General features: G+C 58.3%; 20 protein-coding genes. 17 read left to right on the forward strand and 3 right to left on the reverse strand.

Features of this window, described 5'->3' with window-relative positions:
• Positions 1-1269 precede the first annotated feature (1269 nt).
• The 10 genes from WNY61_RS04085 (at position 1270) to WNY61_RS04130 (ending at position 10865) form a co-directional block, all read left to right on the forward strand.
• Positions 1270-1632 carry a DUF1127 domain-containing protein gene (locus WNY61_RS04085; protein ID WP_342850177.1) on the forward strand — a complete coding sequence of 121 codons (363 nt, stop codon included), beginning with the start codon at positions 1270-1272 and terminating at the stop codon, positions 1630-1632.
• Between the two features lie 301 nt (positions 1633-1933).
• Entirely contained in the window at positions 1934-2902 is a 969-nt protein-coding gene (locus WNY61_RS04090) for an ABC transporter substrate-binding protein (protein WP_342850178.1), read from the forward strand.
• A gap of 248 nt (positions 2903-3150) precedes the next feature.
• Entirely contained in the window at positions 3151-4176 is a 1026-nt protein-coding gene (locus WNY61_RS04095; protein ID WP_342850179.1) for an ABC transporter permease subunit, read from the forward strand.
• 8 nt (positions 4177-4184) lie between these two features.
• Positions 4185-5231 (forward strand): ATP-binding cassette domain-containing protein, encoded by a 1047-nt coding sequence (locus WNY61_RS04100; protein WP_342850181.1) that lies wholly within the window; start codon positions 4185-4187, stop codon positions 5229-5231.
• Between the two features lie 240 nt (positions 5232-5471).
• Positions 5472-6347 (forward strand): STAS domain-containing protein, encoded by an 876-nt coding sequence (locus WNY61_RS04105; protein ID WP_342850182.1) that lies wholly within the window; start codon positions 5472-5474, stop codon positions 6345-6347.
• A 1-nt stretch (position 6348) separates the two neighbouring features.
• Positions 6349-6702 carry an STAS domain-containing protein gene (locus WNY61_RS04110; protein WP_342850183.1) on the forward strand — a complete coding sequence of 118 codons (354 nt, stop codon included), beginning with the start codon at positions 6349-6351 and terminating at the stop codon, positions 6700-6702.
• Positions 6674-7114: an ATP-binding protein gene (locus tag WNY61_RS04115; protein WP_342850184.1), complete on the forward strand. Its 441-nt coding sequence runs from the start codon at positions 6674-6676 to the stop codon at positions 7112-7114. The genes WNY61_RS04110 and WNY61_RS04115 overlap by 29 nt, the downstream gene beginning before the upstream one ends.
• Complete coding sequence (locus WNY61_RS04120) at positions 7111-8118, forward strand: SpoIIE family protein phosphatase (RefSeq protein ID WP_342850186.1); 1008 nt, start codon at positions 7111-7113, stop codon at positions 8116-8118. The genes WNY61_RS04115 and WNY61_RS04120 overlap by 4 nt, the downstream gene beginning before the upstream one ends.
• An 8-nt stretch (positions 8119-8126) precedes the next feature.
• Positions 8127-9254 (forward strand): ATP-binding protein, encoded by a 1128-nt coding sequence (locus WNY61_RS04125; RefSeq protein WP_342850187.1) that lies wholly within the window; start codon positions 8127-8129, stop codon positions 9252-9254.
• A 171-nt stretch (positions 9255-9425) separates the two neighbouring features.
• Entirely contained in the window at positions 9426-10865 is a 1440-nt protein-coding gene (locus WNY61_RS04130; RefSeq protein WP_342850188.1) for an aldehyde dehydrogenase family protein, read from the forward strand.
• Between the two features lie 72 nt (positions 10866-10937).
• On the opposite strand, the gene WNY61_RS04135 is transcribed toward WNY61_RS04130, so the two are convergent.
• The gene (locus WNY61_RS04135) at positions 10938-11510 is read right to left on the reverse strand and encodes a TetR/AcrR family transcriptional regulator (protein ID WP_342850189.1); all 573 of its coding nucleotides are present in this window, start codon (positions 11508-11510) and stop codon (positions 10938-10940) included.
• Positions 11511-11609: 99 nt separating this feature from the next.
• Here WNY61_RS04135 and WNY61_RS04140 point away from each other — a divergent pair, with 99 nt between their 5' ends.
• Entirely contained in the window at positions 11610-12176 is a 567-nt protein-coding gene (locus WNY61_RS04140) for a carboxymuconolactone decarboxylase family protein (protein WP_342850190.1), read from the forward strand.
• A gap of 154 nt (positions 12177-12330) precedes the next feature.
• Entirely contained in the window at positions 12331-12777 is a 447-nt protein-coding gene (locus WNY61_RS04145; protein WP_342850191.1) for a hypothetical protein, read from the forward strand.
• A 48-nt stretch (positions 12778-12825) separates the two neighbouring features.
• On the opposite strand, the gene WNY61_RS04150 is transcribed toward WNY61_RS04145, so the two are convergent.
• A complete protein-coding gene (locus WNY61_RS04150) occupies positions 12826-13371 on the reverse strand; it encodes a YaeQ family protein (RefSeq protein WP_342850192.1) in 546 nt (181 codons plus the stop codon).
• Positions 13372-13752: 381 nt separating this feature from the next.
• Between WNY61_RS04150 and WNY61_RS04155 the strand changes: the two genes are divergently transcribed.
• Complete coding sequence (locus WNY61_RS04155; protein ID WP_342850193.1) at positions 13753-14364, forward strand: HutD family protein; 612 nt, start codon at positions 13753-13755, stop codon at positions 14362-14364.
• Here the strand turns inward: WNY61_RS04155 and WNY61_RS04160 are convergent.
• Positions 14325-15683, reverse strand: coding sequence for a formimidoylglutamate deiminase (locus tag WNY61_RS04160; RefSeq protein WP_342850195.1), 1359 nt, complete (start codon positions 15681-15683; stop codon positions 14325-14327). The two genes, WNY61_RS04155 and WNY61_RS04160, sit on opposite strands and share 40 nt — an antisense overlap.
• An 80-nt stretch (positions 15684-15763) precedes the next feature.
• On the opposite strand from WNY61_RS04160, the gene hutI reads away from it, so the two are divergent.
• From hutI to hutU, 4 genes are read left to right on the forward strand one after another with little or no spacing between them, the layout of a single operon-like run.
• Positions 15764-16984, forward strand: coding sequence for an imidazolonepropionase (gene hutI / locus WNY61_RS04165; protein WP_342850196.1), 1221 nt, complete (start codon positions 15764-15766; stop codon positions 16982-16984).
• Positions 16981-18519 carry a histidine ammonia-lyase gene (gene hutH, locus WNY61_RS04170; RefSeq protein WP_342850197.1) on the forward strand — a complete coding sequence of 513 codons (1539 nt, stop codon included), beginning with the start codon at positions 16981-16983 and terminating at the stop codon, positions 18517-18519. Before hutI ends, hutH begins: the two co-directional genes overlap by 4 nt.
• Positions 18516-19328, forward strand: a complete 813-nt coding sequence (gene hutG / locus WNY61_RS04175) for an N-formylglutamate deformylase (protein WP_342850198.1) — start codon at positions 18516-18518, stop codon at positions 19326-19328. Before hutH ends, hutG begins: the two co-directional genes overlap by 4 nt.
• Positions 19325-20992 (forward strand): urocanate hydratase, encoded by a 1668-nt coding sequence (gene hutU / locus WNY61_RS04180; RefSeq protein WP_342850199.1) that lies wholly within the window; start codon positions 19325-19327, stop codon positions 20990-20992. Before hutG ends, hutU begins: the two co-directional genes overlap by 4 nt.
• Positions 20993-21024: the final 32 nt, after the last annotated feature.

Consider the following 21024-nt stretch of genomic DNA (forward strand, 5'->3'; position numbering starts at 1 on the left):
CGCGGCCGTCTTGGAAGTGAATGCAGTTTCAATCTGACGAATAGAGCGCCGAACGGCAGAGCGGCTAATTTGGGCATTTCTTGCCACGCAGAAGGCCAGTGGCAGGGCCTGTTGCTTAGGTATCATTTTGTCTCTCCCTCCGTTCACACGCGCCCCGCTGGCTGAAATCCAGATCAGACGGCACGCAGCTTGCTGCAACGAAGGGGAAAAGTCGGCACAAGGCCCATGACCGAGAAGAAGACCTTCCCAGTGACGATGTGTATACGGTCGCAATTTTCGCGGCGTACCCACATTTCCCGCATACTCGATGCGCTCAATGCGGCCGCCCCCGTGACCTACAGACTTCTTATGCCCCCCAGTTGGGCACCTATAGGAATAGCCAAGCTATACGATTGGACAAAGAGAAAAATGTTTGAAAATTGCCGGAACAATATGGAGTTTCGCCGCAATTCAGGTGGCTTAGCGGGTCCAAAGCCATCCATTGTTTCCCACAGGTTTTCGCACCAAACAGCGGATCGCCATAGTATTAAGGGAAATTAACAAGGCACAACGGCAACTCTATGAAAGCGCTTACTGAAACTGTTTCGCTATAAGAGACAGTCCTGCCGTAAAAACGCCCCAAGCGCGCCGCCTTGTTTTCGTCATTCTTTACGGTTGCTTGTTCTCAAGCTGGAACCAATGCCGTCAAAACCGGCGTAACTGGTGACGATAGCCTACATCGAACGCCTTATTCCCGCCGAATCAGTTTGCGCCGGGGATGGGCCTTGGCCACGCGCATAGAATGTGCTGCGCCTCTGCGAGAAGAATACTTGTTCAAGTGTATAGACCGGGCTTCCTTTAGCCAGCCATGCCAGCTTTCGTATCGCGTCCGATACGAATGAGAGACGCTTTGAGGCTTCGGCAACTTTAGAAAAGTCTGCCCGAGCCTGTTTGGATGTGTTGAGCACAAAACGCCGCCTTCCCCCCTCTCAAAACGACCCTTATTCAGTCGCAAACGACACGGTGCAGACGGGGCGCAAACCCCTGCCATAGTGTGCCTTGCGCCCCGCATCTGTGGCAGGTTGTCGCACCCCCGTTTCACCCTATTGCAATAGACGCTTGGGTGAACGAAATGCGCGGCATGTTGATGAATGCTGTTCATAAGAGGCGCCCGCGCAGATCGGGCAATTTGCTGAACCGCCGGTAACCCCGGTCGGACAGGCCGATCCGCCTGCCCGGACCATAGGGGTTCCAACTGACTTTCCGGATCACAGCTAAGATGAGACCCGCATGAGCGACCCGGCCCGGCCTTTTGGCACTGGCCGTCTTGTTTTGCGGATCCCTCGTTCCTCAAACCTTATTCTTATGGAGCATGCCATGCATTTCCGCCTGCTGAAAAACACCAACCAAATCGCCGGTATGCCGGGAACTGCCTTTGCCGGTGGGGCCATGGGTCAAGTGGCCGCCTCGGAAGGTCTGGCCCTTGTTGCCATGCTGCGCCGTGCGCTGCGCGATACCCTGCGCCGATGGGAGCGTAACCGCACCCTGTCGACCCTGAACGCCATGGACGACCGCCTGCTGCAAGACATCGGTCTGAGCCGCAAGGACATTCCCCAGCATATCCGCGACATGGAAAGTTTTTCCCGCCGTTGATCAGTCCAAATCGCGCCTCTGCTGAAAGCGGTGCGAATGGCCTTATAAATATAGCGCTTCGTTTATAGGTGCTGCATGCCTTTTCACCGCGCCCATCTTGGCGCGGTGCCCCGAACTTGCGCCTTGCGCCCGGCAATCGTGTTGCACTTGGGCGACCGACCTGTTCTTTTATCTCCAGCAAACCCGGCCATTCAAGCTGCCGCGTCCTTTGGCGTGACTGGCTTTTTCATGATGCAACGGGCTCAAAGATCAGCGGTGCGCGCCTGCGTTGCACTGTGGATGCAATAAAGGAGAAATCACTATGAAACGCTATTTGCTTGGCACGGTTTTCGCCGTCGCGACCCCCATGGCTGCCGCCGCACAGGACTGCGGCGAAGTCTCGATCGCGGAAATGAACTGGGCCTCGGCACAGATCGTCACCGCCGTCACCGAATTCCTGCTGGTTCAGGGCTACGGCTGCGACGTGACCACCGTGCCGTCTGACACCACGCCCGCCGTGACTTCGCTGTCGGAAAACAACGAGCCGGACATCGTGCCGGAAATGTGGACCAACTCTGCGGGTGATGCCTACAAGAAGCTGAAAGAGAACGGCAAGATTGTTGAGCTGACAAGCGTGCTTGATCCCGGTGGTGTCGAAGGCTGGTGGATCCCCACCTATTTGGCCGAAGCGCACCCTGAGCTGACAACCCTCGACGGCATTCTGGCAAACCCCGAACTGGTCGGCGGCATGTTCAACAACTGTCCCGATGGCTGGGGCTGCCGTTTGGTAAACGACAACCTCGCGCGCGCCTATGACCTCGAAGGCAACGGCATCGAAGTCTTCAACCACGGCTCGGGCGAGACTTTGTCGACGTCCATGGCTTCGGCCTATGAAAGCGAAGAACCATGGTTCGGCTACTACTGGGCCCCCACCACGCCGCTGGGCAAATTCGACATGACCAGCGTCGACATGGGCGCGTATGACGAAGCCGCGCATACCGCAAACCAGAACGCCGACAATCCCGATCCCAAGCCTTCGGCCTTCCCGACCGCGCCGGTTCTGACCGTGATGACCAAGGATTTCCACGACAACAATCCTGAGATTGCGAAATTCATCGGCAACGTCACTTTCAAGACCGACGAGATGAGCAAGCTGCTGGCTTGGCAGGGTGAAAGCAACGCCTCCAACGAGGAAGCGGCTGTTTACTTCTTGCAGAACAACAAAGACGTCTGGGCCGATTGGCTGAGCGACGACGCGCGCGGCAACCTGTCCAAGCTGCTTGAACAGTAAGACCGTATGACAGAATTTCGGGCGGGGACCTTTTTCAGGTTCCCGCCCGATTGTTTCAGAACCGGCGGCAAGACTTACGTCTTTTCACACCCACTGCGCGCGGGCTTCGACCGCGCTCCGCAGTTTCTTTGCAAGGACATAGGTGTAGATTTGCAGCCTCTCGTGAGGGCAGACAGTTCCATGCGCATCGCATGTTGAACGGCGCTCTCATCAAGTAAACGGCCTGATCCGGGCCGGGAAAGCGACAGATGGCAACTTACGACAACTTCTTTGACACGCTCGGCCTGCGCGGCTGGTGCGGCGACGACCAGGGCGGTGGGCTCAGCTCCATGGCCGACCTTATGGGGCAAGCAGGCGGCGACGCGGACACAACGCTTTGGGATACGCCCTTCCCTTCGCTTGATGCATTGCACGACAGCTGCGACGCGATCCCGCAATCGCGCGATCTGACCCAAGGGTTGGAGCAAGGGTTTCTTGCGATCAAAGACAGTTTGAAGGTCGTGGTCGATCCGATAACCCAACCGCTAAGCTGGGCCTTGGAAGACGCACTGTGGATCATGCAAGCGGTGCCGTGGTTCATCATGATCCCGCTCTTGATGCTGATCACCTATGCCGTGGGCCGTTCGCTCAAGCTGGTGGGTCTGGTGGCGCTGGTCTTTGGCTTTCTGGCATTTATCGACTTTTACGACCACACGATGCAGACGCTGGCGATTATTTTTGTCTGCGCCTTTATCTGTGTGCTTTTGGGCGTGCCCATCGGCATCGCCATGGCGCGCAGTGACCGGGTACAACGCAGCATGATCCCGGTGCTGGACATGCTTCAAACGCTACCGCCCTTCGTCTATCTGATCCCGCTGATCTTCTTGTTCTCGGTGACAGAGCCGAAACTCTACGGCATCGCGATCATCCTTTACGCCATCGTCCCGGTGGTGCGTCTAACTGACTTGGGCATTCGTCTGGTTGATCAAGACGTGATTGAGGCCGCTGACGCCTTTGGCATGACCAACCGCCAAAAGCTGTTCAAGGTGCAGATCCCACTGGCCCTGCCCAACATCATGGCCGGTGTGAACCAGACCATCATGATGAGCCTCGCCATGGTTGTCATCGCCTCGCTGGTCTCGGCCCCGGGTCTGGGTGTGCTTGTCCTGCGCGGTATCCGGAGCCTTGAATTGGGCGTCGGTCTTCTGTCGGGTCTGGGGATCGTCCTACTGGCGATCATCCTTGACCGGGTCACCAAAGCCGCGCTCGCGCGGATCAATGCATCGCAGAAGTGAGACCAGCCATGACAGACGATATCAAAATCTGCGTTCGCAACCTGTATAAAATCTTCGGCGACGACCCGCTGGGCGCGTTGGAGAAAGTGCGCGGCGGCATGAGCAAGACCGACCTTCAGGCCGAAACCGGCCATGTGCTCGGCCTCAATAACATCAATGTGGACATGCCTGCGGGCAAGACCACGGTGATCATGGGGCTGTCGGGGTCGGGCAAATCGACGCTGATCCGGCACCTCAACCGGCTCATTGACCCCACGGCGGGCGAAGTGATCATGAACGGTGAGAACATCCTCGACTATAACGAGCGGCGGCTGCGTGAGATGCGCAAGCACGAGATGTCGATGGTGTTTCAGAAGTTCGCGCTGTTGCCGCATCGGACCGTGCTGGAGAACGCCGGAATTTCTTGGGAGATCGAAGGCAAGACACGCACGAAATACGCCGCCGAGGCCACCAAATGGCTCGACCGCGTCGGGCTTGCGGGCCAAGGCGAGCAGTTCCCCGCCCAGCTTTCGGGCGGGATGCAGCAACGTGTGGGCATTGCGCGGGCGCTGACCTCGAACTCTGACGTGATGCTGATGGACGAGGCGTTTTCTGCGCTCGATCCATTGATCCGGACCGACATGCAGGACCTGCTGATCGAGTTGCAGGCGGAGTTGCACAAGACGGTAATCTTCATCACCCACGATCTGGATGAAGCGCTGAAGCTGGCGGACCATCTGGTGATCCTCAAAGACGGCTTCATCGTTCAACAGGGCGAGCCGCAGCACATCCTGCTGAACCCGAACGACCCCTATATCGAAGCCTTCGTCAGCGACATCAACCGCGCGCGGGTGCTGCGGGTCCGCTCGGTCATGGAGAAGACCGATGTGCCGCCGGCAGAGGTGGCGGGTGAGGTCGATTACGACGATACGCTGGAATCGATCATCGCCGTGTCAGAGGGCGACACGACAAACAACTACCGCGTTATGTGTGAGGGCCGTCAAGTCGGCGTGCTGCATATGCGCGATCTGGTGCGGGCGCTCGTGCCACGCCACCCCGGCGAGGCCGCAGAATAGCCCGGCAGCTGCCGAAAGACTGAAAAATATGGGGGGCAGCATCAGGCAAAAGCGCCGGTGCTGCCCTTTTTCCATAGGCTCCGCAGAAAACCCATCGCAAGAGCGCGCGCAAAAACAGCAGCTTATCAGCCGCTTCCCTTTGCAAAACGGCATGTTGCCGCCGATCAAATGCCTTGCATCCTATTGACACTTTGCCCCACGGTTGGCCTATGGGGCTTGAAATAAACACTGGGGTTCAAGATGCCGCAATCTGCTACGGCGAATATACTGACTGTTCTCGACACCGATTTTAAAGGGATCATCGAGGAGTGGCTGGGAACGCAGGTCAAAGAAGGCGTAAAGCGTTCTGACCTCTTCTCAGACGCCGAAAGCCGGAACCAGAACCGCGAACTGCTCAAGGCCTTTTCTAAAGGTGTGCGCGATGGCGTCACGGGCGAAGATTTCGACTTTGACGACAATCAGTGGGACGATCTTCGCGCCGTTCTGGCCGATGTAAGCCGCGAGCGGGTCAACCGCGGTGTGACCCCGACCGAGATGGCAACGTTCATTTTGGCGCTGAAAACCCCGCTTTTCAAACGGTTGGAATCGCTGCTGGACGTTGATCAAGGCGTGCTAATCCGCGATGTGATGCTGGTGACCCGTCTGGTCGATGCCTTCGCGATCTATACCAACGAAATCTTCATCGTCGAGCGTGAGCAGATCATTGATCGCCAGCGCCAAGAGATGCTGGAACTGTCGACCCCTGTGGTCGAACTTTGGGACCGCGTCCTGACGCTGCCGCTGATCGGCACACTGGATTCCGCCCGCGCCCAAGAGGTGATGGAGAATCTGCTTCAGACCATTCTTGAGCGTCAGGCCGAAGTGGTCATCATGGACATCACCGGCGTTGGCACAGTCGATACGCAGGTGGCACAACACCTCTTGCGCGCCGCCGCAGCCGTGCGTCTGATGGGCGCGGAATGTATCATCAGCGGTATCAGCCCGATGATTGCGCAGACCATGGTACAGCTTGGCATTGATGTCGGCACTGTTTCTACCCGGTCCAGCATCCGCACCGCCCTGTCGGACGCGCTGCTGACCGTAGGCTACGTGATCAAGAAGACTGAGGATCAATAAGGTGGCTGGTGTCACGTCGATCAATCTTGTCGAACATGCGCTCCTCGTTTCGATACAGGATGACATCACGGACACCGAGATCTTGGAGCTTCAAGACCGGTTGTCGACCAAAATATCCGAGAACCGCATCGACGGGGTGATCCTCGATATCTCAGCGCTTGAGATCGTGGACACTTTCGTAGGCCGTGTGATCGCGCAGCTGGCGGGGATATCCCGCCTGCTGGCGGCAGATACCTATGTTGTCGGCATGCGCCCCACCGTGGCGGTCACGCTGGTCGAGCTTGGCATGTATCTGCCAGAGATCCGCACCGCGTTAAGCCTGACACATGCCCTTGCCCAGCTACGACGCGTTTGACGAAAAGGACCTTGGGGCGCAGGTTCTTCTCTCTCAGTTCAAGTTAAACACCAGCGGCGATGCGGTGACAGTGCGCCAAGCCGTTGCGCGCTACATGAAAGAACACGGTGCCTCGGCGCTGACAGTGACCCGTTTTGCCACCGCGGTCAGTGAAATCGCACGCAATGCGATCGTTCATGCTGGCGGGGGCGAATTTTCCATCTATGTCGATCCGGGACGCAAGCAGCTAAGCGTGGTCTGTTGGGACAAGGGTCCGGGGATCGAAGACATAGAATTGGCACTGAGCGATGGATATACTTCGGGCGGCGGGCTTGGCCGTGGCTTGGGGGGTGCAAAGCGGCTGGCCAAGAAATTTGAAATCCGCACCGCCGTCGGCGGGGGCACCAGCGTGTTGATGAGTGTAAATCTATGAGACAATGGGTCGAAGTACAGGATCAAAGCGCCATCGCCGTGGTCCGCCGAGCGGCGCGCAGTCTGGCTGCGCGGCACGATTGGCCTAAGCTCAGGATCGATGAACTGGCCATTGTCGCCACTGAGGCCACGACCAATATCCTGCGCTACGCCGAACAGGGTCGGGTTTTGATCGACGCCCCGGCAGAGGGCAAGGGCGACGTTATCTTGATGATCTTTACCGATCGCGGCCCCGGCATCAGCGATATGGATCATATGTTCCAAGACGGCATGAGCAGCGGCGATTCCGCCGGGCTGGGCCTTGGGGCAATCCGCCGCCTGTCGAGCGCGTTTGATATCTTCAGCGGGCCTGAGGTTGGCACCACCATCGTGTGCAGCTTTGCCAAAGACACGCCGCGTCCGACCTACGGGGTTGAGGCCGTGGCGCTGCGGGTTTGCCACCCGAACGAAGATCAATGCGGCGACGACTATCTGTTGCGCCAGACGCCGAATGCCACTGACATCTTGCTTTGCGACGGGTTGGGCCACGGCCCCGAAGCCGCCGCCGCCTCGCTTGAAGTGACAGATGCCGTGTCGCAGTCGCGCAGCTTTAACAGCGAACCCGGCGCGGTCATGTATGAGGTAACAGAACAGCTAATTGGCAAGCGCGGCGCAGTTGCGGCCCTAGTGCATATCGCGCATCCACAGATGGAGCTGCGCTATGCCGCCTTGGGCAATATCGCGACCCTGCGGGTGCGTGACGGAGAGATCAAACGCCTGCCCGTTCGCGACGGGCGCATCGGCGCACGCGCCACCCGCGGCTATGAAGAGAGCTTTGATCTGGAGCCAAATGATCTGCTCATCCTGCACAGCGATGGCCTAAAAACCCTGCGGGACTGCTTTCTGCCGCAGGGCCTGCTTTGGAAATCTCCGCTTTTGATTGCTGGTTTTTTGCTCGACCGGGCCTTTCGTGGGCGTGATGATGCCTCAATCGCGGTGATCCGCGTTGCGCGGGATGCGGACTGATGAAAGCCATGAATCTCGCTTCAGTGAACCTCGACAAGAGCAGCGATATTGCGGCGCTGCGCCAGATTGCGCTGACCTTGACCGAAGCGATGCGCTTTACGTCTTTTGAGCGCACACGCACCGTGACCGCCGCCGTGGAACTGGGGCGCAATGCGATCGAGCACGGCCAGAAAGGCCGGGCGCGGTTTTCACTGACCGAGGTTAACGGCAAGCCCGCCCTTGGGCTGACGGTGATCGACCAGGGGCGCGGGATCGAGAAAGAAAAGCTCGATCCGTCGCGCGATATTGTGTCTGAGACGGGCATGGGGCTGGGTCTACGCGGCGTGCAGCGCATCGCGGCGCGCTTTGATGTGGACTCCGGACAAGAAGGCACGCGGGTCCATGCGGAGTTTTTGCTGCCAGAGCCGCAAGGCGCGGTCGAGCAAATCAAGGCGGACGCTTTGGCAGCGCTTGAGGCCTATAACGCCAAAGACCCCACCGCCGCGCTGACCGAGCAGAACCGCGAGCTCAGCGAAGGCATCGCCGACCGCGACCTTCTGATGCAAGAGCTCCACCACCGCACGGGCAACAACCTTGCGCTGATCGTGGCGCTGATCCGGATGAGCAAGACCCAAGCCAAAGCGGATGAGACGCGCCAAGTGCTGCGCGAGCTGGAAACCCGGGTCGGATCGCTTTCCAAAGCGCATGAGTTGATGCAACGCGCCACCGACAGCACCGACCTTGATCTGGCGGATATGTTGGATGAGGTCACCAAAAACGCCGAACGCGCCTTTACCGGAGAGCGCCAGAGCATCAGCATCAAGCTGATCTGTCCCAGCCTCAAGATGGACAACAAACTGGCGGTCGATATCGGGCTCATCGTTGGGGAGCTGATTACCAACGCCTATAAACACGCCTTTAAAGGGCGCGACAAAGGTGTGATCACTATTGAGGTAAGCCAAAAGGATGGCGAAGGGCTGACGCTTAAGGTCTATGATGACGGGGTTGGCCTGCCCGACGATGCCAAACGGCCCGAACGGTCAGACTCGCTGGGTTGGCGGATGATCCGCACGCTGACCTTCCAGCATGAAGCGACCCTAAAGGTCGAAGGCCAAGACGGGTTCTGTGTTGAGATCAAGTTCCCGGCGCAGGATTAATCCACCCGCGCGCCCGCGGTTTTTCACCGCCGGGCCTGTCTTTTTGATCAAAAACAACCTCTGAACTTTTCCAGCCCGCAAAATTGTCCTAGGCATATCGGGAGCCGGCGATTCCCGGACACATCTAGGCGGCAGCCGAGACGCCCGCCTGGCCAATAACGGAGACAGAGCATGATCGAAAAACGTGATTTTTATATCAACGGCAAATGGGTCGCACCCCTTGAGGGCAGCGAACATAAGGTCATTAACCCTTCGACCGAAGAGCCCTGCACCCTGATCTCGCTCGGCGGGGCCAAAGATGTCGACGCCGCCGTTGCCGCCGCCAAGGCCGCCCTGCCCGGCTGGATGGCCACTGCACCTGAAGAGCGCATCGCGCTGATGGAGAAACTGGCCGAGGTCTATAAATCCCGGACCGAGGATATGGCCCAAGCGATCAGCACCGAGATGGGCGCACCCATCGAGATGGCGCGCAGCTCGCAATGGGGTGCAGGTTACAGCCACCTTAAGAACTTCATCAAAGCCGCCAAAGATTTCAAATTCGTGAAGCCTCTGGGTGATCACGCGCCCAACGACCGTATCATCCACGAAGCGGTTGGCGTCGTGGCGATGATCACGCCGTGGAACTGGCCTATGAATCAAGTGATGCTGAAAGTGGGCGCTGCTGTCGCCGCTGGCTGCACCATGGTGCTGAAACCCTCTGAGGAAAGCCCGCTAAGCGCCGTGGTTTTCGCCGAGATGATGGATGAGGCTGGCTTCCCCGCCGGTGTCTTTAACCTTGTGAACGGTGATGGCATGACCGTTGGCACCGCGCTGACAGGTCATGAAGACGTGGATATGGTGAGCTTCACCGGCTCCACCCGCGCGGGCATTGCGATTTCCAAGAACGCGGCAGATACGCTGAAAAAGGTCCATCTGGAGCTTGGTGGCAAAGGCGCGAACCTTGTCTTCGCTGATGCAGACGACAAGGCGGTGAAACGCGGCGTGCTGCATATGATGAACAACACCGGCCAAAGCTGTAACGCCCCGAGCCGGATGATCGTCGAAGCAAGCGCCTATGACCAAGCGGTTGAGACCGCCGCCGAAGTCGCCAGCAAGGTCGAAGTTGGCCCCGCCAGCGAAGAAGGCCGCCACATCGGCCCGGTCGTGAACGAAGCACAATGGGGCAAGATCCAAGATCTGATCCAAAAAGGCATCGACGAAGGCGCCCGCCTTGTCGCCGGTGGCACCGGACGGCCCGAGCATCTGAACCGCGGCTTTTATGTCAAGCCCACGGTCTTTGCGGACGTGACCCCCGACATGACCATCGCGCGCGAGGAAATCTTTGGCCCGGTCCTGTCGATCATGAAGTTCGAAGACGAAGATCAGGCCATCGAGATGGCCAATGACACGGTCTACGGCCTGACGAACTACGTCCAATCTACCGACGGCGCGCGGCGTAACCGTCTGGCGGCCAAGCTGCGGTCGGGCATGGTTGAGATGAATGGCGAAAGCCGTGGCGCGGGCGCGCCCTTTGGCGGCATGAAACGCTCGGGCAATGGGCGCGAAGGCGGCGTCTGGGGCATCGAGGACTTCTGCGAAGTCAAAGCCGTTTCGGGCTGGTCCAACGATTGATCGCTTTTTAGCGTGACATGATGCGGCAGGGCTATTTGCGTGGCCCTGCCGTTTTTCGTTTTATGGCGCTTTTCAAAGCCGCGTCAGCCCCTCCGCGATTTCGCGCGCGATGGCATGGGCGTCGATCCCCTCCCGCTCAGCCGAGACACGCAGGCCCAGAAGATCGCTTTGATAGCGCCGGGCTAGCGACTTTGGATCGTGATCCGCCGCGATTTGCCCATCCCGCTGCATCTGCGCGAAAAGTGCCGCGAATTGCTCTTCCATACCCATAAGATGCGCGCTCGCCCGTTTCGCCAGCGGATGCCCATGCGCCTGAAGTTCCAGCAAAGTTTTGGACAGCATACAGGCTTTGGCGGGCGCGTCCTCTCGGCAGATGGCCAGTTCGGGATAGCGTTTCAGCGCCTCCATCGGGCCATGAGCCTGTACTAATTCCGCAAGGCGCTCGGCCCCACCTTCGGCATATTTATCCAAAGCGATCTCAAACAGCGCCTCTTTGGAGCCGAAGGCCGCGTAAAAGCTGCCGGGCTTCATCTTTAACACCGCTTCGAGATCTTTGAGCGACGTGCCCGCCCAGCCTTGCCGCCAAAACAGATCTCGCGCGCGGGCGATGAGTTCATTTCGGTCGTGGTTCGGTTTGCGGGGCATGAGATCACCAGATGTTGAACGATCGCTCAAATATATACTTGAGTGATCGCTCAAGAAACCCTAATTAACATCTATCAACGAATTACAAAGGCAAATCACATGACATTCCCTTCCCACGACCAAGACACCGCGCCCGAAGCTTCCAAACCGCTGCTGGCTGAATCGCAAAAAGCTTTTGGCCGTCTGCCCGGTCTTCACAAGGTGCTGGCTGAAAGCCCGCAGGCCTATGAAGGTTATCAGGTGCTGCATAAGCTCTTTACCGAAACCGATTTCGACGCCGAGGAGCTGACCGTTGTTTGGCAGTCGATCAATGTCGAGAACGAATGTCACTACTGCGTGCCTGCGCACACCGGCATCGCCAAGATGATGAAAGTCTCGGACGAGATCAGCGACGCGCTGCGCAATGAGACCGCGCTGCCGACGCCAAAACTCGAAGCATTGCGGACCTTTACCGTAAAAATGGTGCGCAGCCGCGGCAATGTGACCGAAGCCGAGATGAAGACGTTCTTTGACGCAGGTTACAGCCACCGTGCGGTGCTGGACGTGATCCTAGGGATCGCACAAAAGACCATTTCGAACTACGTCAACCACGTGGCCGAAACCCCCGTGGACGAAGTGTTCCAACCGCTGGCATGGAGCCGCGGCGACAACAAGCTCGACGTATAAAACCAAAGGCGCGCCCGTCTGCGGCGCGCCTTTTTCGCACTTGCGCGGGCGTAAATGCCCATTCTTCCCTTCCATGGCCGACAGATATCTGCCCCAAAGCCTGATCGGCGGCTGGGGTCCAAATGTGCTGTCTTGTTTTAAGAGAACCGTCCCCATGCCCCTCACTCAGACCCTTCGCACCCTCGCACTGGCAGGGCTTGCCGGTGAAATCGCTTTTGAGCTTTATGCTTGGCTGCTTTCCCCTCTCCTCTTTGGCGTAGCACTCGCTCCGGCGAACCTTGTCGTTGCGCTTGGAAAACTTATCGGGGTCACCCTGCCCTATTGGCTTGGGTTCGCGCTGCATATCTCCATTGGGATCGCAGGCTTCTCCGCCACTGTCTGGCTGATGCACCGTGTGACGCGGCTGGGGCTCGTGTTGTCGGGGGCGGTGTCGGGCCTTGCGCTTTGGTTCATTGCGCAGGGGCTGCTGGCGCCGCTGATCGGGCGCAGCTTTATGATGGACTTTGGCGCCTACACGCAGTCATCCTTTGTCGGGCATGTCGGGATGGCGATGGTGATCGGCTATGTCATCGCGGTGCTGCAACGCAGGCAAGCGATATAAATTATGCGCGGCAGATGGCGTAGCGCCCTGCCGCGCCCGTCGCCTGTATCAGGCGGCCGTTTTCCATCTGTCGAGCGTCAGGGTGACCAGCGCTTCTTCTAGGTTGACCGTCACCTCACCGTCCTGGATCATCACCTGAAGCTTCATCGCGCGGCCTGCAAGTTCGGCTAGCGCCTTTGTGTCACCTTCGGGCAGGTTCACCACTGCGAGATTGTCAAAGCGGGTGGTGCTGTTTTTGACTTTATCCCACCAGACCTCAGCCGTTCTGCCGCCGTAGGGGTAGACCAGAACCTTGGCCGCTTTGTTGCAGGACTGGCGCAAGATTTTTTCGCTGGGCAAGCCCAGGGTCACCCAAACGTCCAACTCGCCACTTAGGCTCTTTTGCCAGATGTCCGGTTCATCATCCGTGGACAGCCCCTTGGTCATTTCCAAATGCTCATGCGCGTTCAGGGCAAAGGCGACAAGGCGCACCATCAACCGCTCATCGGTTTCCGAAGGGTGTTTCGCGATGGTCAGCTTATGGGTCTCGTAATAGTGGCGGTCCATGTCAGAGACCGACAGCTCAACTTTGTAGATTGTGGCATTCTGCGCCATGATATGTCTCGATTTTACAGGGTTAAGCGCTGCCTACGCCCTCGGGCCGCCCGTGGAAAGCGGATAGAGCATAGCGCCCTGCCGAGAAGGTAAGATCGCGCACGCCTTAAGGCCGGGTGTGGAAGGTGTTGCCGCCTTTCGGCGTTGTTGATTTAGGAGGCGTCTGCTTAGCTTCCCCCGATTGAGATGCGACGTTAATCGCCGATTTTCAAAGCGGTAGCAGCAGCACCCCCCGCCACGTCATGTAAAATTCGAGCGGTTTTCCTGTGGCAACAGCGACGGCGGCACGGGTTCTCATCTGGATGGGAACCTATTTATGTATAGACTTATTATCATTTTGCGCATCAATCAGAGGCCAGATAAGCATTGATCGAGGATCGCATGTTTAGAGAGAGTAAATATTCCATGCAGGTTTTGAAATGTACCGAACTGACAGACCTTCCCTGGAAGAACGGCGGTGGGGTCACCCGGAACATCGCCAAGGGGCTGACAACAGATCAGGTGGCTTGGACCATCAGCCGTGCCGATGTCGCGCAGGACGGACCGTTTTCGGACTTTGCAGGAATGATACGAATTCTAACTGTAGTTTCGGGTGGCAAAATGGCATTGATAACCCCCGAAAAGCCGCTGGAAGCGACACTTTGGACCCCTATCCGCTTTGATGGTGGCTTGCCGGTTTCAGCGCAGTTGGACGACGGCCCGTTGACCGATCTGAATTTGATGTTCAACCCCACGCTCTGCGACGGTCAGGTTAAGGTATTGCGCGGCCCCATGGAAAAAATCATTCGCAGTCCTGCCCGCGGGCTGCGCGCCCTTCATGTGCTGGCGGGTACCCCGCGCATAAATTCAATCCCGCTAGCCATTGGCGACACCGCCTTTGTTGATGATGCTGATCAGACGTTATCAATGGCCAGCGCCGACGCTGCTTTGGAAATTTGCCTGACCTATCTGGATCAGACCGAGGCCATTAAGTTTTGCAGTGCCGTCCGATAGTTTGCGATAATTTCATCGCGTTTGATGTGTCGCCCGTCCCGTACCGCATGGCGTCCCGCGGACCAAACATCAGTCACAACATCGTCTTTCGCGGCAAACACCAGACCGTCCAATAGCTGGTCTTGGCGGAGGGCACATAAAGAGGGTGCTGTGCTGTCAATCGCAACCAGATCCGCCAGCGCGCCGACGGCGATTTCGCCTGCGCCGCGCCCCAATGCCTGCGCCCCACCCTTGGCCGCGCCCGCGTAAATTGTATCGCCAACAGAACCCTCCCCAACAACCAAAACATTGCGCGCAATGTCGCGCAGGCGTTGGGAGTATTCGAGCGTGCGTAATTCTTCGGTTAGAGAGATCAGCACGTTGGAATCCGATCCGACCCCAAATGCGCCCCCCGCAGTCAAGTAGGGGGGGCCATTGAACGGCCCGTCGCCCAAATTTGCTTCTGTGATGGGGCAAAGGCCCGCGACGGCACCGGATTTTGCCAAGCCTCGTGTCTCATCCGCGGTCATGTGGGTCGCATGGATCAGGCACCAGTCCAAGTTGATATCTGCGTTTTCCAGAAGCCATTCAACCGGCCTTGCGCCCAACCAGCTTTCTACGTCGGAAACTTCTTTGGGCTGCTCGGCGATGTGAATATGAATGGGGCCTTGGGTGTTGTGGGCGAGAACGGCCCTTAAATCATCCGGCGACGTCGCCCGGAGTGAATGGGGCGCAATCCCGAGGCCGCAGTCATCGGGCAAATGCCCAACATGCTGACGCGCCCGCGCGACCAAGTCATTGAACTGATCCACCGTATTGCCAAAACGTGCCTGCCCCGGTTGCAGCGCGGCCTGCCCGGCCCCGCCGTACGTATACAATACAGGAAGGTGGGTCAGGCCGATCCCCGTCGCGCAGGCCGCCGCTGCGATCCGCCCCGACAATTCGCCAAGATCATCATACGGCGTTCCGTCCGGCTGATGATGAAGATAGTGGAATTCGCCAACGCTGGCATACCCTGCTTCTTGCATCTCAAGGAACACAAATGCAGCAATCGCTTCGACATGTTCCGGCGTGAGATGGCTGGTGAACCGATACATCAGATCGCGCCATGTCCAAAAGCTGTCTTTGCCCGCCATACGGTACTCGGTCATGCCCGCCATGGCCCGCTGAAAGCTGTGGCTGTGCAGGTTCGCAACTGACGGCAGCAACGTATCAATACAGATATCAGACACCTGCGCAGCCTGTTCAGACGCGATGGCGGTGATCCGCCCGTCAATGACAGTAAGGCGGACATTTTGGGCCCATCCGGCCGCGAGTTTGGCTTGCTTTGCGAAAATCACTTGGCGACTCCTGATTTTTATGTATAGACATATTACATATCATCACATACTAGAAAAGCGAAATAATGAGCGATTGGTGAATGCAAATGCCCCAGAAAAGCACCGTCTTTGTTGATCTAAACGCCGCGACAATGGCTGATTGCGGCGCGCCCTACGGCCTGATTTCCAATGCCGCGATTGCAGTTATCGATGGGTTAATTGACTGGGTCGGCCCGGTCGCCGACCTGCCCGAGAGCTACAATTCCCTGCCGAAAACCAGCCTCGGTGGTCGCCTCGTTACCCCCGGTTTGATCGACTGCCACACTCATATTGTGCATGGCGGCGACCGCGCTGTTGAATTTGAGATGCGCTTGAATGGCGCCTCCTACGAAGAGGTCGCACGCGCCGGTGGTGGTATCGCATCCACCGTCAAAGCAACCCGTGCGGCGAGCGAAGAACAATTGCTGGCCGATGCCTTGCTGCGCGTCGATGTCCTGATTGCCGAGGGCGTGACTGCAATCGAGGTCAAATCCGGCTATGGCCTCGATACCGAGACTGAATTACGGATGCTGCGGGTTGCTCGCGCGATCATGGAAAACCGCCCGCTTATCGTCAAAACCACTTTCCTTGGGGCGCATGCGACACCTGCGGAATATGCTGGCCGCGATGATGCCTATATTGACGAGGTCTGCATTCCCACCCTACGCGCGGCCCATACCGAAGGGCTGGTCGATGCTGTTGATGGGTTCTGCGAAGGCATCGCATTCCAGCCCTCCCAGATTGCCCGCGTGTTCGATGTGGCACGCGGATTGGGCTTGCCGGTAAAACTACACGCCGAACAATTGTCCAATTTGGGCGGCGCGAAGTTGGCCGCGCAATATGGTGCACTTTCAGTCGATCATATCGAATATCTCGACCAGGACGGCGTGATCGCCTTGGCCAAAGCAGGCACCACTGCTGTCATCCTGCCCGGCGCGTTCTACACCCTGCGCGAAACCCAAGCCCCGCCGATAGACTTGCTGCGCAAACACGGTGTGCCGATGGCATTGGCCACGGATATCAACCCCGGTTCATCGCCGCTCAACTCCCTGCTGCTGACGTTGAACATGGGCTGCACCCTATTTCGCATGACGCCCGAAGAAGCGCTGCGCGGCGTTACCCAAAACGCTGCCCGCGCCCTGGGCCTGGACGACATGGGCACAATCGCAGCAGGTATGCGTGCCGACTTGGCTGTCTGGGACATCAAACACCCAGCCGAGTTGGCGTACCGCATCGGATTTAATCCCCTTCATTCTCGCATCTTTTCCGGAGGCATATCGTGACGACACTTACCCTCATTCCTGGCAATGTCACATTGGACGACCTGCACAGCATCTTTTGGAACCAAGATGCCGTACGCCTTGATCCGGCATGTCACCCCGCGATCGAACTGGCCCATTCGCGCATTGCGGCTGCGGTGGCCGGGACGGACGCGGTTTACGGTGTCAACACGGGCTTTGGCAAACTGGCCTCTGTCAAAATTGAAACCAAAGATACCGCGACACTTCAACGCAATCTGATCCTGTCCCATTGCTGTGGCGTTGGCCCCGCGATCCCGCGCGCCCATGCGCGGCTGTTGATGGCGCTGAAATTGCTCAGCCTCGGGCGCGGCGCGTCTGGCGTTCGGCTTGAAGTCGTAACGCTGCTTGAGCAGATGCTCGACAAAGGTGTTACTCCTGTGATCCCCGCCCAGGGTTCTGTGGGCGCGTCGGGTGATCTGGCCCCGCTGGCCCATATGGCCGCCGTTATGATGGGCCACGGCGAGGCAGAATTTGGCGGCACCGTCATGTCTGGTGCTGACGCGCTGAAGGCTGCTGGGCTTACGGCGGTAGAGCTTGGCCCCAAAGAGGGACTTGCCCTGATCAACGGCACGCAGTTTTCCACCGCGTTCGCCTTGGCCGGGTTGTTCGGCGCGTGGCGTGGCGCGCATTCCGCGCTGGTAACATCGGCTTTGTCGACGGATGCGATCATGGGCTCCACGGCTCCGTTACAGCCTGAGATCCACACATTGCGCGGCCATCGGGGCCAGATCGAAGCCGGGGAAACCATGCGCGCGCTGCTGGCAGGGTCCGAAATTCGCGACAGCCATATGGTGAATGATGCCCGCGTCCAAGACCCCTATTGCATCCGCTGCCAACCACAGGTCACGGGCGCTGCGATGGACGTGTTGCGCATGGCTGCGCGCACGCTGGAAATTGAGGCCAACGCCGCGACGGACAATCCACTGGTCCTGATCGACGCCGATGTTATCGTCTCGGGCGGCAATTTTCATGCCGAACCTGTTGGCTTTGCCGCTGATATGATCGCGCTGGCGATTGCCGAAATTGGGGCGATTGCGCAGCGCCGTGTGGCGCTGATCGTGGACCCTGTGCTGAGCTTCAACCTGCCACCGTTCCTGACGCCTAATCCCGGCCTGAACAGTGGATATATGATTGCCGAAGTCACCACCGCCGCATTGATGAGCGAGAACAAACACCTCGCCAATCCCTGCGTGACCGACAGCACACCGACATCTGCAAACCAAGAAGATCACGTATCCATGGCCGCCCACGGCGCGCGCCGTCTGGGCCCAATGATCGACAACCTAAACCGCATCTTGGGCGTTGAATTGCTGTGCGGCGCGCAGGGCATCGATTTCCGCGCGCCCCTGGCGACAAGCGAAATCTTGCAACGGGTCGTCGCGCGGGTCCGCCAAGACGTAGAGACGCTGGCCGACGATCGCTACCTCGCCCCCGATCTGGAACGGGCCGCCACGATGATCGCATCGGGTGAGATCACCCGCGCCGCAGACATCAAAATGCCGGAGCTGGCTCTATGAGCGCGCCAATAAACCCCGTTGAAATTCAGCAAGGCAGCGGCCCCATCGTCTTGGGCTTGCCCCACACAGGGACCTATGTGCCCGAGGATGTGCTGGCAGATTTAAACACAGGTGGGCGCGGCCTCGATGATACCGACTGGCACATTCACCTGCTCTATGACGGGCTTTTGCCAGGTCTGACCACCGTGCGGGCCACGTTCCACCGATACGTGGTGGATGCCAACCGTGACCCGTCTGGCGCCTCGCTTTACCCAGGCCAAAACACCACAGGGCTGGTGCCGCTGACCGATTTTGACGGCCAAGACATTTGGAAAACCAAGCCCACCGACGCCCAAATCGAAAGCCGCCGCGAGACATTTCACGCGCCCTACCATGCGGCCTTAATGGCGGAACTGGACCGTGTACGCAGCATCCACGGCGTCGCTATTTTGTATGATTGCCATTCTATCCGGTCCGACATCCCGTTCTTGTTTGATGGCACCCTGCCGGACTTCAACATTGGCACCAATTTGGGCACCACATGTGCCCCCGAAATTGAAACAACAACGCAGAATATTTGCGCCAATGCTGCTGGATATACCTCCACCACGAATGGCCGGTTCAAGGGCGGCTGGACAACGCGCCACTATGGCCGACCTGGCGACGGGGTTCATGCCATCCAAATGGAATTGGCTCAATCCACTTACCTACAAGATCAAGCGGCGCCCTGGGACTATGACATCGCCGGTGCCACGCGCCTTCGGGTGCACCTAACCGAAATCCTGACGAAGCTGGCCGAATTGGCCCCGACACTGAAAGGCACAATATGAGCGACCCGCGCAAAAATACCCGTGACGTGTTCCCCGCAACTGGAACTGAGCTTACCGCCAAAAGCTGGCTCACCGAAGCCCCGTTGCGGATGTTGATGAACAACCTGCACCCAGATGTGGCAGAAAACCCGCATGAATTGGTGGTTTATGGCGGCATCGGCCGTGCTGCACGCACGTGGAAAGATTACGACATGATCGTAAAATCCCTGCGCGAGTTGGAGGAAGACCAAACCCTGCTGGTGCAATCAGGCAAGCCTGTCGGCGTGTTCCAAACCCACAAGGACGCGCCGCGCGTTCTGATCGCGAACTCAAACCTTGTACCTCATTGGGCCAATTGGGATCACTTCAACGAGCTCGATAAAAAGGGTCTGGCGATGTACGGCCAGATGACCGCGGGCTCATGGATTTATATCGGGAGCCAAGGCATTGTTCAGGGGACCTACGAGACATTTGTTGAAGCGGGTCGGCAACATTATGGTGGTGATTTAACGGGCAAATGGGTTCTGACAGGCGGTTTGGGCGGCATGGGCGGCGCGCAACCCTTGGCCGCTGTTATGGCAGGCGCTTGTTGTTTGGCCGTCGAATGCAACCCAGACAGCATCGATTTTCGCCTACGCACCCGCTATGTGGACGAACGCGCCGACACGCTGGATGAAGCGCTGGAAATGATCGAACGCTGGACTGCCGCGGGCGAGGCGAAGTCCGTCGGCCTGCTGGGCAATGCAGCAGATGTTTTTGCCGAGATCGCCGCGCGCGGTGTGCGCCCCGACATGGTGACCGATCAGACTTCCGCCCACGATCCCATCAACGGCTACTTGCCTCAAGGCTGGACAATGGCCGAGTGGAAGCAGAAACGCGAAAGCGATCCTAAGGCTGTCGAAAAAGCCGCGCGGGCCTCTATGCGCGTCCATGTACAGGCGATGATTGACCTGCAAAAAATGGGCATTCCGACGTTTGATTACGGCAACAACATCCGCCAAGTCGCGCTGGACGAAGGATTGGAAGACGCCTTTGATTTCCCCGGCTTCGTACCCGCCTATATCCGTCCATTGTTCTGCCGGGGCATTGGCCCGTTCCGCTGGGCGGCCCTGTCAGGCGATCCCGAAGATATCTACAAAACCGACGCCAAAGTGAAAGAAATCTTGGCCGAGGACAAACATCTGCACAACTGGCTGGACATGGCAAAAGAGCGGATTGAATTTCAAGGCCTCCCCGCCCGCATCTGCTGGGTTGGCTTGGGCGTGCGCCATAAACTTGGCCTCGCGTTTAATGAGATGGTCCGAAATGGCGAATTGTCAGCGCCCATCGTGATTGGCCGCGATCACCTCGATTCAGGATCCGTTGCGTCGCCAAACCGCGAAACTGAGGCGATGAAAGACGGCTCTGATGCTGTGTCCGATTGGCCGCTTCTCAACGCGCTCTTGAATACCGCATCGGGGGCCACTTGGGTATCCCTGCATCATGGCGGCGGCGTCGGCATGGGCTTTTCGCAGCATTCGGGCATGGTGATTTGCTGTGACGGAACCGAGGACGCAGACCGCCGCATCGCACGCGTGCTGTGGAACGATCCCGCGACTGGCGTGATGCGGCACGCGGATGCCGGCTATGACGAGGCGCTCGATTGCGCCCGCGAGAACGGGTTGAACCTGCCTGGTATTCTTTGAAATTCAACGGGGGGGCTTAACACCGCGCCCCC

This window comes from Sulfitobacter sp. AS92 (assembly GCF_038900015.1).
GTDB lineage: Bacteria > Pseudomonadota > Alphaproteobacteria > Rhodobacterales > Rhodobacteraceae > Sulfitobacter.

Coding starts and splice junctions, on each gene's coding strand:
- WNY61_RS04105 (WP_342850182.1), top strand. CDS start 5,472: ATGCCGCAATCTGCTACGGCGAATATACTGACTGTTCTCGACACCGAT.
- WNY61_RS04090 (WP_342850178.1), top strand. CDS start 1,934: ATGAAACGCTATTTGCTTGGCACGGTTTTCGCCGTCGCGACCCCCATG.
- WNY61_RS04135 (WP_342850189.1), bottom strand. CDS start 11,510: ATGCCCCGCAAACCGAACCACGACCGAAATGAACTCATCGCCCGCGCG.
- WNY61_RS04145 (WP_342850191.1), top strand. CDS start 12,331: ATGCCCCTCACTCAGACCCTTCGCACCCTCGCACTGGCAGGGCTTGCC.
- WNY61_RS04115 (WP_342850184.1), top strand. CDS start 6,674: ATGCCCTTGCCCAGCTACGACGCGTTTGACGAAAAGGACCTTGGGGCG.
- WNY61_RS04095 (WP_342850179.1), top strand. CDS start 3,151: ATGGCAACTTACGACAACTTCTTTGACACGCTCGGCCTGCGCGGCTGG.
- WNY61_RS04150 (WP_342850192.1), bottom strand. CDS start 13,371: ATGGCGCAGAATGCCACAATCTACAAAGTTGAGCTGTCGGTCTCTGAC.
- hutG (WP_342850198.1), top strand. CDS start 18,516: ATGAGCGCGCCAATAAACCCCGTTGAAATTCAGCAAGGCAGCGGCCCC.
- WNY61_RS04120 (WP_342850186.1), top strand. CDS start 7,111: ATGAGACAATGGGTCGAAGTACAGGATCAAAGCGCCATCGCCGTGGTC.
- hutU (WP_342850199.1), top strand. CDS start 19,325: ATGAGCGACCCGCGCAAAAATACCCGTGACGTGTTCCCCGCAACTGGA.
- WNY61_RS04085 (WP_342850177.1), top strand. CDS start 1,270: ATGAGCGACCCGGCCCGGCCTTTTGGCACTGGCCGTCTTGTTTTGCGG.
- WNY61_RS04140 (WP_342850190.1), top strand. CDS start 11,610: ATGACATTCCCTTCCCACGACCAAGACACCGCGCCCGAAGCTTCCAAA.
- hutI (WP_342850196.1), top strand. CDS start 15,764: ATGCAAATGCCCCAGAAAAGCACCGTCTTTGTTGATCTAAACGCCGCG.
- WNY61_RS04155 (WP_342850193.1), top strand. CDS start 13,753: ATGTTTAGAGAGAGTAAATATTCCATGCAGGTTTTGAAATGTACCGAA.
- WNY61_RS04100 (WP_342850181.1), top strand. CDS start 4,185: ATGACAGACGATATCAAAATCTGCGTTCGCAACCTGTATAAAATCTTC.
- WNY61_RS04130 (WP_342850188.1), top strand. CDS start 9,426: ATGATCGAAAAACGTGATTTTTATATCAACGGCAAATGGGTCGCACCC.
- WNY61_RS04125 (WP_342850187.1), top strand. CDS start 8,127: ATGAATCTCGCTTCAGTGAACCTCGACAAGAGCAGCGATATTGCGGCG.